The organism is Hymenobacter coccineus (assembly GCF_001816125.1).
Taxonomy (GTDB): domain Bacteria; phylum Bacteroidota; class Bacteroidia; order Cytophagales; family Hymenobacteraceae; genus Hymenobacter; species Hymenobacter coccineus.
The window spans coordinates 1-13,892 of the sequence record NZ_MDZA01000210.1 but is presented as its reverse complement, the minus strand read 5'-3'; the positions used below and the strand labels follow the sequence as shown (position 1 = coordinate 13,892).

The window sequence follows — 13,892 nt, the reverse complement described above, 5'->3', positions numbered from 1 at the left end:
TCATCGACTTTAAGCGCCTTGATTTTCAAACTATTTCTCCCGTCTTAACCGTCCTTGAATCGTCCGTGCGTCGCGTATTCGGCACCGGGCCAGGCAACGGCGCAAATACGCCACGCTCGCGCCCTTCCGGTGGCTTCTTAGGCCGACGGGGCCGCTCATTACCGGCCGCCATAATCCAAGCTTTTGCCCGGGGTTTGGCTCTGCTGCTGCTGAGCGTCCCGCTGGCCGGAGGCCCGACGCTGCGCCCGGTCCGTGTCGCTCTCTTTCAACTCGTACCCTTTCCGTTCTGCGGCCCAATCCAGGGTCACGCTGATGTCTTCCAATTCGTGGCGGGGCTGCTGCACGCTGTACTGCACGGCTAGCTCAATTACCCGATTACCTTGGGCATCAACGGTATCACTCACCGACACGGTAGCTCCTTTACTCGTCAAACTGCGCTGCAAAGCGTCGGCGCGGCCGGCGGCCTGACTGTCGCCTACCGGCTCCTGCACGCGCACCACCAGCTGTCGTTCGGCCTCGCGCTTGGCCGCGTACTCCGTCAAGCTCAGGCCCGCTTGCTCGGGCTGGTAATAGGCGCGGGCGTCAAAACCGACGGGTGGGCTTGGTCGGTCCGCTGCTTTGGCGGCGCGGGCAAAGGCCAGCAAGGCCGGCTCTAGCAGGCCGGGAAGGGGTCGGTCCTTTTCGGTGAGGAACTTCAGCTTTTCCTCTGCCTCCCGGGAAGCCGCGTTTTTTCCAAAAATGCCGCCTTTTGCCTGCTTTTCCAGCGCCGCTTGCTGGCCGTAGCTGTCTGCCCACTGTTTCGCGTGCGTCGCCCGGGCGACCACCTGGCGGTCTAACTCGGCTTTTAACGCCGCCGTGCGCGGGTCGCCCTTCATGGCCTGCACCACGGCGGCGATTCCTTCCTCGTTCGGCTGCTGCTGCAAATAGGCGCTATACGAGTCGATAACCTTGTTGCGGGCCTGAACGGGCGCATTTTGTTGGGCTAAGTCGGCTGCATATTTTTGGTAGTCCCCCTGCCACTTGCGTTCTACAGCCGGTAGCTCCGGCACTTTCGCCGCCTGGCGCTCCGCTTCTTGGCGTTGGGCAGCAAGCTGCGCGGCCACTTGCCGCCGTTCCTGGGCAGCAGCATCCAGCGCGGCTTGCTGCCGCGCCTGCTCGGCGGCACGTTGGTTCGTTTCCTGGCGGGCGACCTCGGCCTGCCGCGTGGCCTGGTTGGCTTCGAGCTGCTTCACGATGCCGGCCAGGCTGTATTCGCGGCTAATCTCGGACCCTTTCAGCGTCTGCCCATCCTTAGAAAAGCTGATGCCGGTCGGTGTGCCCTCCTTGGTCCGGAACAACCGGAACGTGATGGCCTGCTGGCTCAGTTGCTGGCGCATGTCCTTGCCGTCAGTGGTTGTGGTCAGCACCGCGCGCAGCGCCTCTTTCAGCTCGTGACGGGTAAGGTCCACACCATGCAACTGCGCCGGGTGTTGCTTCTCGGGCCGCAAGCCCTTCGGTGGGGTCAGCCCGTGTTCCTGAATTAGCTCGGTGAGCGCCACCTTCGAGCGGTAGAAGTTCTGGCCGTCGTTAACGGTTTTGCCATCATTGCCCACCCGGTTAGCCAGGATATGCAGGTGCTGATTATCCGGCTGGTCGTGGTGCCGGATGATGGCATACTGCGTCTTGTCAAGCCCCATCTTCTGCACGTAGCCTTCCGCAATAGCTAGCATCTTGGCGCTGTCGAGTTTGGCCGCGTCGTCCGGGTTAAAGCTCAAACTCGTGTGCCACACGGCCTGCCCCAAATTGGGGTTCAGCTGCCGCCCCCGGTTAAAGTCGGTGCTCATGTGCGCGGCACTATCCGCCCGGACACCCACGGCCGCCAGCACCTCGGCTTGCTTGTCTCTGGGCAAGTCCTTCCGCCCTTCGAACTGGTAGCGCACCAAGCCCGCAAAGCTGCGCCCTATCGTCGTGCGGCTTATCATACGGCCTGCCCAAAATAATCCAACAACCGGCTAACTCCTACCGCCTGCTGTGCCACTTCGTTTGCCACTACTTCGAACCCATTTTGGTGCGCTTTCTTGGCCAGTTGGTTGAGGTTGTTAGCCAGGCCCGCCAGCTGCCGCAGGTACCCATCCTGCTCTACCGAGAGCTGCATCAACGGACGCTTGCGCCGCCCAACGCCGGCTTCTATCAGGGGGCGCACATACTGCGACATGGGCTGCCGCACCTCAGCAGCTCCCGCCTCTAACTCTGCATAACGGGCTGCCGAAACGTGGGTGGTCACGCTCTTTAGCTTTTCCTCCGGGGCCTTGCGCGGACGCCCACCAGCGGACTTACCCGTGCGTTTTGGTTTGGGCTGTTCATTAACAGTTGCGGCTGGTGTCGGCATTGGCGGAGGCGTTAGGCGGTTCTTTTTGCGACCAACGGGAGCAAAAAGCGAGACGTTTTGCGCTAGCAAAACCTGTCTTGCTCCCTGACGCAAGAACATACGGCAAAGGAGGCATCAGGGATACGTCAGGGGCTTCCTGGTTACTAGGCTACAAGGTAACTACAACTTACTAACCAAGCACCAGAGCACCAAAGCATCACGGTGCCACTGATGCTGCCTCAAGCAACAAAGTCACTTCTTCGTCGCTTCAAAGTATAGCCTCCTCAGAGTCTCATAGTTTCATCATGGTCAGTGGGGCCGAACGACAAAATCCCTGAGCTACTTGGTTACCCTATTACTGGGTTGCGCAACTATCCATCGGCTATTCTTACTCTTTGCAATTGCAAAACACAGCGACTATCCTCACACTTTCATACCTGATTAGCAAGACTAATTCGGGCACTAGGAGTTGTGCTGTTACCCATACTATGTTATTAGTGGTACCGGGAAAATATACACTGATAGTACAAAACAGGGTCGAGAAATATCGCTCGCTTTTTGCTTGGATTAAGGGCAATATTACAGGGAAAAACGCCCCTCTTTGGGAGTCGTCGATAGGTTATATTTAGCAGTTGATGAGTACGATTACTCCTCTGGTTTCCACCTATTGAGCACCATTAGCATTAACTAGTACAAGCTCAACAATTCTGGTTATAAACCTTTAATTATTAGTAATATATAGTTTATAACCGCCCGCGCCTTTGTGTGCGAAGCTTTTGTTGGGGTCCGTTTTGTTTTTTGTTTACCTCGCGCCGGGAGGTCCGAACCAACAGGACCTAAAAGCCTTTTTTTGCTCGCGCGAAACACAACTTGTGTTATTTGATTTATTTGTCTTATTTGTAGGGCTCATAACTATTTGACTTTCAATGCCCCCAAAGGGGTAATCCGAACTTCTTATAAGATAAACCGAACCTTTCATAAGGCAAAGCGAACTGTTCATAAGCTAAACCGAACCTTTCATAAGCTAAACCCGAACCTTTCATAAGACAAAGCGCACTGTTTCTAGAACGGTTCTTTAAATTAGTTCGGTTTGTGTAATATTGCAGCTGCTCACCAATTGGCCGCTCGTGAAAGTCTCTGAAAATCCGTTAGAAGTCCGCCAGCACAATGCCCTAACCACGGCCCGCTACGAGTACACAGAAACCCAACTGGACGTATTTTTCTACCTGCTCTCCCAACTGCGCCGGAGTCAGACGGACACGATTTACGAGATTTCCGTGCAGGCCATGAGCGAGCTGACCGGCAAGCAGTATAACTACAAGCAGCTGCGGGAAGCCACGCAGGCAATGGGCAGCCGCTGCTTCGAGTTGGAGACCACCGACGAGCTGGGCCGCGAGGTGTTCCGGCAGCTCTGGCTGTTCAAGCGCATCGACTACGTGACGGGCACCGGCCGGCTGCGCGTCGAGTTCACGGAGCCCGCCATCCCTTACCTGTTCGACCTGCAAGCCAACTTCACCTCCTTCGAGTTGCAGGCGGCTCTGCTGCTCACCAGCAAGCACGCCAAGCGCATCTACACGATTTGCAGCCAGTGGAAGGACAAGACCGAAACCCCCAAGTTTCGCATCCTGGAGCTAAAGCAGATTTTGGGCCTGGCGGATACCAAAGGGCACGAACAGTACAGCGAGGTGTCCATGTTCAAGGCCAAAGTGCTCGATGTGGCGGTCAAGCAAATCAACGAGCTGACCGACCTGCGCATCGGCTACCGGCTGCACAAGAACGGCCGCAGCTTTGAGAACCTGGTCTTCACCGTCAGCAAGCAGGCCGTGGCCATGCCGGTGCCGTTTGAACTGCTGCCTGGTGCACCGACGGCCGCCGGTCTGGCGGTGCATCAGGTTGAAAATGCCGGCCGCCTGCTGGCTCAACTCGGGATTGTAACCCCGGCCCTGGTGGAACGCATCCTGGCCAGCGCGGCGCACGTCGCCGCCTGCAATAAATTTGCCCACGACCTGAAAACCGGTAAACACGGTAAATCGCACTCCCTGTCGGGCCTGCTACTAACCATTCTGGGCATCAAAAAAGCCAGTAACGGCCCGCTGTTCGAGGGTACCACGCAAAAACCCCGCTAATTCGCCCGGATTATGGCCCTGGAACCGCTTTCGCCCCTTCCCCCACACTTGGCTACCCCGGCCGACGTTACGGCCGCCTACGGGCATTTTTTCATACTGCTGGACGAGCGGCCGCTGAACGCGCCGCGCTTGCAAGCCTTGTGGGCCGCGATGGATGCCTACGTGACCCGCTGCCCTTGCCCTACCTGGCCGCTGGCAATCGTGGCCGCCGACGGGACGCGCACCATTGTCACTTCCCTCTCGCAGTTGCTTTTGTTGATGTCGCTGGACAGTCTGCCTCTGAACTAGCGGCGGATTACACTTGACCTGAACCGCCATTGAAACCCACTTCATGCAGTTAAACAAAGTCCTAACTCTCCGCCAGCTCGCCGAAGCCATCCTTGCCCTGCCGGAGCACGAGCAGCGCGAACCCGCCTTTGTCAATAGCCCGCTCTTTTTTGGCCCCGTGGTTTCCGTCGGGCACCTGGGCCACATCACGGAGCTAAAGAATGCGGCGGGGCAAGTGTTTGGAGAGATGAGCGCGGTTACGCCCGTGCTGCACGTTCCCACCTCCGTGCATCCGTAAGGCGCGTTCCCCTGGTAATGGCAGGCACTGCCAAGCCTACTCGCTGGCTCCGGCCTGTCGGCCCTGCTGGATACGCTGCCGGCGCTGCTGCTCCTGCTCGCGGGCCTGGGCCGGACGTGGTGGGGCCGGGGCCGCGCTGGCAAAGAGCAATTCCAAAGCCTCCTGGAGGGCTTGTTTCTGCGAGTAGGTATAGTCGCCCTGGACCCGGCGGGCGTGCACGTAATCCCGCAGCTGCTCCAGATGGCCCCGGCTCAGCACGAATGTTTGCCGAACGCCATCCGGTGCGGCACTGACAGTAGCAGGCGCTGAAACAGGCTCAGCTTTTTCTGCTGTGTTATCAATATTACCCGTGTTACTGGTATTACCAATGTTACCGATATTACGTGCCGTTTCTGGCTCATCAGCCGCTTTTTCTTCGGACGCGGGCACATCGCTGAGGTCGAAAAAGTCGCGCTCCGACGTGGGCTTGGGCGTGGTTGACTCGCTGGGGCGGGGCAGGTTTTTGAAGGTCTTGGCCATGAGAAGCGAACGGATTAGCGGGTGAGAATCTCGGCTACCAGCGCCTGATAGTCGGTGGCCCCGGCGCTCTGCGGGGCATAGGTGAAAATGTCCTGGCCCAAATGCGGGGCTTCACCTAAGGCAATGCTCTCGCGGATGAAGCTGGTTAGCACGAGGCCCGGATACAGTTCGCGCAACTCTTCCGCCGTTTCGCGGCGCAATATTTTGCGGCCGTCGTGGCGGGTGAAGAAGATGCCGCCCACCGATAGGTCGGGGTTCAACCGCCGCCGCACCCGGCTGACCAACTCCAATACTTTTTCCAGGCCATCGGCGGCGTACATCTGGGCTTCCAGTGGCACGTAGAGCGCCTGGGCACAGGCGTAAGCGTTGAGGGTGACCAGGCCCAAGGCCGGCGGGCAGTCCAGCAGAATGTAGTCGCACCGCTCGCGCAAGGGTTCGAGCAGCTCCTTCAGCAGAAACTCGCGGTCCAGCTCGTCGCCCTTTACCTTCTCGAAGCCTGAGAGAGCCGGCGAGCCGGCAACCAAAGCCAGGTTGCTGTGCAGCGGGTAGGCTTTGAGCTTGTACTCGCCAAGGAGTGCGCCGTACACGTTCTGCTCAGCATCGACCAGGCCCAAGCCCTTGGTCAGGTTGGCTTGGGGGTCCAAGTCCACCAGCAGTACCCGCTGGCCGGCACGGGCGAGGCCCGCCCCGACGTTGGCCGTGGACGTGGTTTTGCCGACTCCCCCCTTTTGGTTCGTAAACGCCAGTATTTTGCTCATGCCGCAAATATAGGCAACGGTGTGTTACCGGTGTTACTTATCGTACCATTGTTACTTGTGTTACCTATATTACTTATGTTACCTGTATTACTAACATTGCCGATGACAGGTGTGTCATTATTGAAAAGCTGCGCGGATTGTTGAAATTGGCCCCCGGTTGCTTTCCGCTCACCGTTTCTCACAACCCGCCTCATGCCCCGTCATCCCGTGCGGCGGCCCGCTGCCCGGCGAGCATCCGCCCCTCCCCGCGTACTGCCCGCCACCTGGCTACCCGACCTGACTACAGCCCGCTTTGCCTACAGTGGCTTGCAGCTCGACTTACTATTTTACTTGCTCTCGACGCTGGAAGAAGGGGCTACCACTCGCCCGGTGGAGTTGTGGCTTGGCAGTTTTTCCGCAGCGGCGGGCAAAAAGCATAATTACAACTACGTGACGGCCGCAGCCACGGCGCTGGTAGCTCAACCGCTGACCATCCGGGGCAAGCAGGAGCAGTACCGGCCGCTGCGCCTTTTTGACCGGGTTCGTTCCGTGCCGGGACAGGGCCTGCTGCAAATCAAACTCGCCCGAACCGGCATCCCATACCTACTCGAACTGCGCGACGTAATTCCCGCCGCCAGTTTGCGGGCGCTTTTACAGCTTTCGAGCAAGCACACCAAGCGGATTTATGCGCTGTGCTGCCGCTACAAAGCCAAGGGTCGCACGCCCACTTTCACCATGCCTGACTTTAAGCAGATTCTGGGCCTATTGGATGAGCAGGGACACGAAAAACAGCGGGGCTTCACGTCTTTTCGCAAGCACGTATTGGAAGCGGCTATCGAGCAGATTAATGCCACCACCGACCTGCGGATTGACTGTCACTTGGAAAAACACGGACGGGCTGTTTTCTACCTCGCCTTTACGGTAAAGTCACAAGCCCTGCCCGTGCTGCCACCGGCGGCGGGCGCGGATGCGCAGCTGCTTTCCTAACCGGCCCGGCAACCTTCTTCCAACTTGATGTTACCAGTATTACACATGTTACCGGTATTACTTGTGTTACCAATGTTACCTGGCCAAAGCAAGATGGGAATAGGGTAAAATCGGGCTGGAATCGTTACTTTTGGTTGCTGCGTGTACGGCCTGTCTTACCTGATTCTCATGACTTCTTCCAGCCAAGATGCTTACCAGGCCCTCCGGGACTACCTGAACGGGCTCCTTAACCCGTCGCTGTCTGACCAGGCGCTGGCCGACGTGCCGGCGGCTCTGCGTCCCGGTCTGGAGAAATTTATGACGGGCAAAACCGAGTACCAAGACGAGGTCGGCCGGCGTATGATTTACGCGGCTGACCTGGCGGCGTGGGCGACGGATTTGATTTACGGCGCGGGCCTGACCGCGCCCCTGCCCCTGGCCACCGTGGACGCAGCTGCGCTGCGGGCGGCCACGCTCCGGCACGCCGCATGACGTGGACGGAAATTGAGCAATTGACTTATCAGGTGCAGCAGTTGCCGGCCGACCGGCAGCAGACCAGCCAGCAGCTCAGCCAAGTCATGGTGTCGGCGCACTCAACCATGATTGAGGGCTCCCGCGTAACGGTGCTGGAAGCGTTTGATTTTCTGCTCGGGGTAGCTCCCACCCTGGGACCGGGCAAGCCGCTGGCCGGCTACGACATGCTGGGCGACCACGCCCGCGCCCTGGAACTGGCCTTGCAGCGGGCGGACGCGCGGCAACTTCCCGGCCCGGCCCTGCTACGCGAGCTGGCGGCGGCCGTGATGCAGTCCACCGGCCGCCCGACCAACACCGCCCTGGGCACGGTGGACCCCACGCAGGGCGACCTGCGCCGGGGCAACGTGTTCATCGTCGGGGCCAGCTCCTTCCCCAACGCCCAAAAGGTGCCAGCCCTGGTGGCGACCCTCACCGGCGAGCTGCGCGAGCGGATGACGGTGGCCACCACGCTGCGCGAGCAACTAGAGTTGGCCTTCGAGGCGCATCAGCGCCTAGTCAGCATTCACCCCTTCAACGATGGCAACGGGCGCACCTCCCGGCTGCTGATGAACTTCGTGCAGCGCTATTACGGCCAGCCGCTGACCATCGTGTTCCGCGAAGACCGGCAGGATTATTTCGCGGCGCTGGAACAGAGCCGCGTCGCGGATGACTTAACCGTGTTCTTTGACTTCATGCGGGGTCAGCATGGCAAATCGTTGGATTACCAACTCACTGCTGCTGAGCCATCAAAATAACTTTATTATCTGCTACAATCGATATTGCCGATATTACTAGTGTTACTGATATTACCAGTGTTACTCAATAACTAATTGATATTTAACGCCGATAGGAAAGCTGACGTAGCACCCCCGTTCTGTTCAGGCGAAGCCGGACCATTTCGGCGCTGACATTATAGTGCTGCATAATAGCTCCTCGGTCCCATCCTTTGCCTAAAGCCATAAGTAAGGCTGGTCGGGGCAATAGCAGTGTCCATCCCAAGCAGTCTGCCTCCATCTCCTGCTCCTCTGGATAAAGCCTCATGTAGTCGGGGAGTCCGTTACCCGTGTCAATAGCAGATAACTCATGGCGGCGCAAAATATGCGCTACTTCATGCATCACGTTGCTTTGCTGGCGAGCTGACGAGTGCGCCCTATTATGAATAATAAGGTGTGAGGACTGCTCAGCTGAATGGAAAGGGATGGTAACAGCTGACCACCCTTTTCCACTTGGATGGTCTAGAACTAGCAAGCTATCTGGAGAGAGCCCTTCCACTTGTTCAGCTACAACCACCTTAATATTTAGGTGCTCACAAAGCCTGAATGCACATAAAGGCTCATGCGGCTCCAGCCCAAGTTCTTGGCGTAACGATTCTGCTTTTCGCTCCGCATCTGCGGCGAAACGATAAGGGAGTTTGGGCTTAGCAACCACAGGGTCATCGGTTTTTGGTACCCTATAGCTTACTGGCTCACCTGTCGGTAGGCCAGCTGAATCATTTCTATCAGGGCCTGTGCAGTGGCTTTTGGCAGAATGCGGTCAGCCCGCAAGTGCGCGACAATCTTGTCGCTTCCTACGGTAGCAGGTTCTGGTGTTGCCACTCCTTCATCCGCAATCGTGAAGGTATCCGTGGGCACGCTCAGCCAGTTGCAAAGCAATAAGAAAGTGTTCACGTCGGGAACAGAGCCCTGCTCGATGCGCGAGAGAGTGGAGGCGCTGACGTCGCCTATCTCGTGGGCTACCGCCCGCAGCCCGCGGCCTGCACGCTTGGATTTAACCATCGCGGCAAGTTTGTCAGTGTCAAGTTGTACGCTCATGATGGGGGAGTGACATTGTTGCACAAAGTAAATCTTTGTTTCACCAATGGAACAATCTTTGGAGGTGTTGCGTTCATGAAACAGACGTGTCTTACAATAGACACAAGCTGTATTACATACGCTACGTCTGCATAAACAAGCACAACCCCTTTTTCTGCAAAGTAACCAATCTGATTTTACATGAGCCTTACCACTTCTTCACCCGAACGTCCATTCCGCATCCTTTCCCTTGACGGTGGGGGAATTCGGGGCCTGTACACCGCCCGCTTCTTGGCGGACCTGGAAGCGCAGCTAAAACGGGATGGCAACGAGCACACCTCGCTTTACCAGCACTTCGATTTAATCTGTGGCACCTCTACGGGGGGCATTATTGCTCTGGCGCTGGCCCTGGGAATGCCGGCGCGAGAACTAGTGCACCTGTACTCGCACCACGCCAAAGACATCTTCGGTTCTGGCCGCAACTGGATTTCGCGCCTGGGCACCGCTCAGTACTCCAACAAGAAGCTGGAAGCATTGCTGAAGGAAAAATTTAAGCCTTACTCCCCTAACGGCGACACCCGGCTAGGCCACGCCCGGACACGGGTATGCATTCCGGTTTTCAACGCGGTATCAGGCAAAGTGAGCGTGTACAAAACCTGCCACCACGGCGAATACACCCGCGACTACCAGATGCCTGCTTACCAAGTCGGCATGTCCACGGCTGCCGCGCCGACCTATTTCGACCCATACAGTCCGCGCTACCTCGCCGACGAGACGGAGGAAGAGGTTATCATTAGTCACAACGTGGACGGAGGCGTCTTCGCTAACAACCCTTCTCTGATTGGCCTCACGGAAGCGCACGGTGCTTTGTCGGTGCCGTGGGCCAACATTCAGCTGCTTTCCATCGGCACTGGCAATAAGCGGTTTTCGGAACCACGCGAGCAGCGTCACTGGGGCCTATTTCACTGGGTTAAGAGCAAACGCATTCTGGATATGATGCTCCATGCGCAAGCTGATTACACCGACAACATCTGCAAGGTGCTCAGCCAGGGTGTGGGCCGCGAGTCTCCGCAAGCATTCCTCTACGAGCGGGTACAGTTTAACTTCCTCAACGAGCAGGAATACGTCGATTTGGACACCACCGACCCTGTTAAGCTCGCGGATTTGCAAGAGCGGGCCAGCAACCACTTCAAGGACAGGGGCCGGAAAATTATCAACGATTTCTGTACCGACCCGGTCCCGGCCTTCACGCCTTGTTTGCCCCTTCGCTCCCTCGCTCTAACCCACGCCTAATCACTTCCCACAACACCTTTAAGATGGCCAACTGCAACAAACTTTTTCTGGACTTCAACCAGAACCTCAACGTGCTCAGCGCAAAGAAAACCAAGCTCAGCACTTCTAAAAACGAGCTGCGCCGCAAAATCACCGACTACTTCAAAGAGCATCACTCCGCTTACAAGCCGAAATTCTTCACGCAGGGCAGCCAAAAGCTGGGGACGGTAATCCGCATCCACGACGACACCTGCGACCTGGACGACGGGGTGTATTTCCTGTGCGAGCCCGACGTAACGCCCACCACGCTGCAACGGTGGGTGTACGAGGCCGTGAAGGACCACACCAGCGAGCCGGCACAGTGGCGCAAGAAATGCATTCGCGTGACCTACAAGGCCGATTACCACATTGACCTGCCGGTCTACTATATGCTCGCTGACGAGGACCACCCGCATCTGGCAGTTAAAAACGAGGGGTGGGAGGACAGCGACCCGAAGGAGTTCATCACCTGGTTCCGGAAGCAGCGCGACGCCAAAGGGCAGCTGGTGCGGCTGGTGAAGTACTTGAAATCGTGGGGCGACTGGTGCGCCCACAAGATGCCAAGCGGTTTGTGTATGACGGTACTGGCTGAGTGCAACTTCGTGGCCAATGACCGCGACGACTGCGCCTTGCGGGCCCTGCTTAAAGCCATCCGCACGGATTTAGAGCGCGAATGGAAGTGCACCATGCCCACCACACCCGGAGACGACCTGTTCGGCAAGTATTCTGACGAACTGAAACGCAATTTTTTCGACGCGCTCGATGAATTAATTGAGGATGCCGACGAGGCGGTGGACGACGAAAAAAACCAGTTGAGCGCTAGCAAGCTCTGGCGCCACCACTTGGGGCCCCGCTTCCCCGATGGGCTGGATGAGGATGTGGACGCCAAAGAAGTCAAGCTGCGCGCTTCCGCCGACCTTATCAATAGCGGGCGGGCTGCCACGACCGCAGCGGTTAGCATTGCCAGCCAGGGCCGCGACCGGGTATCCAATCCGCCGCACCGTTTCGATGGCGGCCGGCGCTTTCACCTGCTGGCTCGGCAGGGGCGGAACTGGTTCGCCGTGTTTCACCGGGAGAAGCAATTGGTTGAACGCCATTACCCGGCGTTTCGCTGCCAGTCAACGCGCGACGCGCTTTGCTGCCGGGGCGAAGTGGCCTCGCCGGGTGGCGAAGGCACGTACCGCATCAAAATTGAATGCACTCCGGGCCGCCCGCCAAAGGTATTTGTGCTAAACCCCGGCATCGAGTACCGTGACCACTCCCTGACCCATTTCTACCCGGCTGATAACAGCTTGTGCCTTTACTATCCCGGCGATTTGCAGTGGTCGGACAAGCACCACCTGCACGACAAAACCATCCCGTGGCTGGCGGAATGGCTGGTGTTCTACGAACTCTACCAGATTACAGGCCGCTGGGAAGGTCCAGCGGTGGACCACCGACTTCACAGCTAATCCCGCGTCTCACTTCACTCTAAATCCATTTTACAGCTTCAACCCTCTTTTTAACAAACGCATGACCCCAAGTATCTCAACCTCCGGGAACGAGCTGATGAATATCACGAGCACCATCAGCCAAGCGGTGCAAACCTCAACCTCCGCGTTCCGCTTCTTACGCTCGCTCAACAAGGACACACGTGCCGTCGTGGTGCTGCTGCTTTCCTGCTGCGGCCTGGTGTGGGCGCTTCATCATTTTTCCACCAAATCGTAGTTCTTTTCATCATGGCCAACCGCATTACTCACATCCGTAAACCGAACGTAAACAGCTCGCACGAGCACATCACCGATGTACAAGGCACCAATGTTAACGGCACCTTTCAATACACCGTGGCTCAAGTTATTGCTTATCTGAAGCAAGGCTATCAATTTCACGTTGCGCGTGCCGGCCGTACCATCAACGTCACCTACCAAAAAAGCGCAGCCGGAAACGAATATATCAAGACAGAGCCCGACTCGACTCAAAAAGACAACCTGTTAAGCCTACCACAATTCTAATAAACGAGTTGGCAGAACGGAAGCGGTAGTAGTTGGGGTAGTATGGCCGAGAATGGTGAGTAAGCGCAGTGTATTGTCTGTATTGCAGTCTGCTTGTTAGGCCGCATAAGTGTCTTCCGGTTCCAGGTGGCGCACCAATGACATCATGGCCAGCGTGTCGAGTAAGGGCTTCACCTTATCGGCCTTGGTGCGCCGAAACCGGGCAGCTACCTGGGCGCTGCTCAGGGCCTCGCCGCCGGCCTGCTGCACGATGCTGCGCACGGCGAACATCTGCTGCGCCAACTCGGCCGGCCACGGCTGGGCGGCTGTTGCGGCTACATCGGTGGCCACCGGTGCGTTGACTGGCAGCGCCATCGCGGCTTGCTGCTCACCGGGAGCCTGATACAGGGGGCGTAAGTAGCGCACGGTGCCAGCGGCTTCTTCGGCAGCTCGCTGCTGGTTGAATTGCACCAAATGCGTCAGAATTTCGGCGTCGCTCAGTGTCGAAGACCATCCGTAAGCGGCAGCTACGGCTACGTCGAGTTGTTGGTGTAAGCTAAGAACAACTGTTGCTAAGCCGTTTTCGTGGGTGATTTGCTCTTTAGGAGTGAGGGACAGACCGGCGCGGAGCTTTTCGACCACGTTGTAGAGGTCAGTGAGGGTGAGGCTGGAGTGTTGGGATTGCTGGCGCTTGCGGTGAATGTCGAGGGCTTCGGCCAACTCGCGGATGCGGACTTGCTGGACTTCGGTGGCAGCGGGGAAGGGGAACGGGTCGAAGCAGCGCGACTTATTGTAGCGCGGAGTGGCACCAACACCGAGAATTCCACCGGCTGCTAATGCCCAAACGACGTGGGTGCGGCTTGATAAGACGCCCAAGTAAAAAGCGTCATCTAGCGCAATAGCTACGACCATGTTATCAGGCAAAACGTCTGCGTCCAGAAATTGAAATATCCGATGTTTAGCAGTTTCAACAGTACCGATGTAACGAGGCAAACCGTTCAACGCCTGACGCATTCCGCTCCGCGCCTCTCCAAAAATCCACCATTTT

General features: G+C 57.5%; 17 protein-coding genes. 10 read left to right on the top strand and 7 right to left on the bottom strand.

Features of this window, described 5'->3' with window-relative positions:
- Window positions 1–158 precede the first annotated feature (158 nt).
- Window positions 159–1,961 (bottom strand): relaxase/mobilization nuclease domain-containing protein, encoded by a 1,803-nt coding sequence (locus BEN49_RS12700; protein ID WP_070743973.1) that lies wholly within the window; start codon window positions 1,959–1,961, stop codon window positions 159–161.
- On the bottom strand, window positions 1,958–2,467 hold the full coding sequence (locus tag BEN49_RS29550; protein ID WP_083326059.1) for a MobC family plasmid mobilization relaxosome protein: 510 nt from the start codon (window positions 2,465–2,467) through the stop codon (window positions 1,958–1,960). The genes BEN49_RS12700 and BEN49_RS29550 overlap by 4 nt, the downstream gene beginning before the upstream one ends.
- 1,007 nt (window positions 2,468–3,474) lie before the next feature.
- Between BEN49_RS29550 and BEN49_RS12695 the strand changes: the two genes are divergently transcribed.
- From BEN49_RS12695 to BEN49_RS26945, 3 genes are read left to right on the top strand one after another with little or no spacing between them, the layout of a single operon-like run.
- Window positions 3,475–4,473: a replication initiation protein gene (locus BEN49_RS12695; RefSeq protein WP_070744035.1), complete on the top strand. Its 999-nt coding sequence runs from the start codon at window positions 3,475–3,477 to the stop codon at window positions 4,471–4,473.
- A 48-nt stretch (window positions 4,474–4,521) separates the two neighbouring features.
- On the top strand, window positions 4,522–4,761 hold the full coding sequence (locus BEN49_RS12690; protein ID WP_125916838.1) for a hypothetical protein: 240 nt from the start codon (window positions 4,522–4,524) through the stop codon (window positions 4,759–4,761).
- Window positions 4,762–4,804: 43 nt separating this feature from the next.
- Window positions 4,805–5,038, top strand: coding sequence for a hypothetical protein (locus tag BEN49_RS26945; protein WP_125916836.1), 234 nt, complete (start codon window positions 4,805–4,807; stop codon window positions 5,036–5,038).
- Between the two features lie 36 nt (window positions 5,039–5,074).
- Here the strand turns inward: BEN49_RS26945 and BEN49_RS12685 are convergent, their stop codons facing one another.
- Window positions 5,075–5,557: a hypothetical protein gene (locus BEN49_RS12685; RefSeq protein WP_070743970.1), complete on the bottom strand. Its 483-nt coding sequence runs from the start codon at window positions 5,555–5,557 to the stop codon at window positions 5,075–5,077.
- 14 nt (window positions 5,558–5,571) lie between these two features.
- A complete protein-coding gene (locus BEN49_RS12680) occupies window positions 5,572–6,315 on the bottom strand; it encodes a ParA family protein (RefSeq protein WP_070743968.1) in 744 nt (247 codons plus the stop codon).
- Between the two features lie 192 nt (window positions 6,316–6,507).
- Here BEN49_RS12680 and BEN49_RS12675 point away from each other — a divergent pair, with 192 nt between their 5' ends.
- The 3 genes from BEN49_RS12675 to BEN49_RS12665 all read left to right on the top strand — a co-directional run bounded on the left by BEN49_RS12675 (window position 6,508) and on the right by BEN49_RS12665 (window position 8,528).
- Window positions 6,508–7,281 (top strand): replication initiation protein, encoded by a 774-nt coding sequence (locus tag BEN49_RS12675; protein WP_083326058.1) that lies wholly within the window; start codon window positions 6,508–6,510, stop codon window positions 7,279–7,281.
- Between the two features lie 168 nt (window positions 7,282–7,449).
- Window positions 7,450–7,752, top strand: a complete 303-nt coding sequence (locus tag BEN49_RS12670) for a hypothetical protein (protein WP_083326062.1) — start codon at window positions 7,450–7,452, stop codon at window positions 7,750–7,752.
- Window positions 7,749–8,528, top strand: coding sequence for a Fic family protein (locus BEN49_RS12665; protein ID WP_070743962.1), 780 nt, complete (start codon window positions 7,749–7,751; stop codon window positions 8,526–8,528). Before BEN49_RS12670 ends, BEN49_RS12665 begins: the two co-directional genes overlap by 4 nt.
- Window positions 8,529–8,610: 82 nt before the next feature.
- On the opposite strand, the gene BEN49_RS25690 is transcribed toward BEN49_RS12665, so the two are convergent.
- Both BEN49_RS25690 and BEN49_RS12660 read right to left on the bottom strand, forming a co-directional pair.
- Window positions 8,611–9,201 carry an ImmA/IrrE family metallo-endopeptidase gene (locus BEN49_RS25690; RefSeq protein WP_083326057.1) on the bottom strand — a complete coding sequence of 197 codons (591 nt, stop codon included), beginning with the start codon at window positions 9,199–9,201 and terminating at the stop codon, window positions 8,611–8,613.
- A gap of 29 nt (window positions 9,202–9,230) precedes the next feature.
- Entirely contained in the window at window positions 9,231–9,584 is a 354-nt protein-coding gene (locus tag BEN49_RS12660) for a helix-turn-helix domain-containing protein (RefSeq protein WP_070743960.1), read from the bottom strand.
- 180 nt (window positions 9,585–9,764) lie between these two features.
- On the opposite strand from BEN49_RS12660, the gene BEN49_RS12655 reads away from it, so the two are divergent.
- The 4 genes from BEN49_RS12655 to BEN49_RS12645 all read left to right on the top strand — a co-directional run bounded on the left by BEN49_RS12655 (window position 9,765) and on the right by BEN49_RS12645 (window position 12,865).
- Window positions 9,765–10,856 (top strand): CBASS cGAMP-activated phospholipase, encoded by a 1,092-nt coding sequence (locus BEN49_RS12655; protein ID WP_070743958.1) that lies wholly within the window; start codon window positions 9,765–9,767, stop codon window positions 10,854–10,856.
- Between the two features lie 23 nt (window positions 10,857–10,879).
- The gene (locus tag BEN49_RS12650) at window positions 10,880–12,325 is read left to right on the top strand and encodes a CBASS cGAMP synthase (protein ID WP_070743956.1); all 1,446 of its coding nucleotides are present in this window, start codon (window positions 10,880–10,882) and stop codon (window positions 12,323–12,325) included.
- A 61-nt stretch (window positions 12,326–12,386) separates the two neighbouring features.
- The gene (locus BEN49_RS27970; protein ID WP_125916834.1) at window positions 12,387–12,581 is read left to right on the top strand and encodes a hypothetical protein; all 195 of its coding nucleotides are present in this window, start codon (window positions 12,387–12,389) and stop codon (window positions 12,579–12,581) included.
- An 11-nt stretch (window positions 12,582–12,592) separates the two neighbouring features.
- Window positions 12,593–12,865 carry a DUF3892 domain-containing protein gene (locus BEN49_RS12645; RefSeq protein ID WP_070743954.1) on the top strand — a complete coding sequence of 91 codons (273 nt, stop codon included), beginning with the start codon at window positions 12,593–12,595 and terminating at the stop codon, window positions 12,863–12,865.
- 96 nt (window positions 12,866–12,961) lie between these two features.
- On the opposite strand, the gene BEN49_RS26935 is transcribed toward BEN49_RS12645, so the two are convergent.
- Entirely contained in the window at window positions 12,962–13,720 is a 759-nt protein-coding gene (locus BEN49_RS26935; protein ID WP_125916832.1) for a GAT domain-containing protein, read from the bottom strand.
- Window positions 13,721–13,892: the final 172 nt, after the last annotated feature.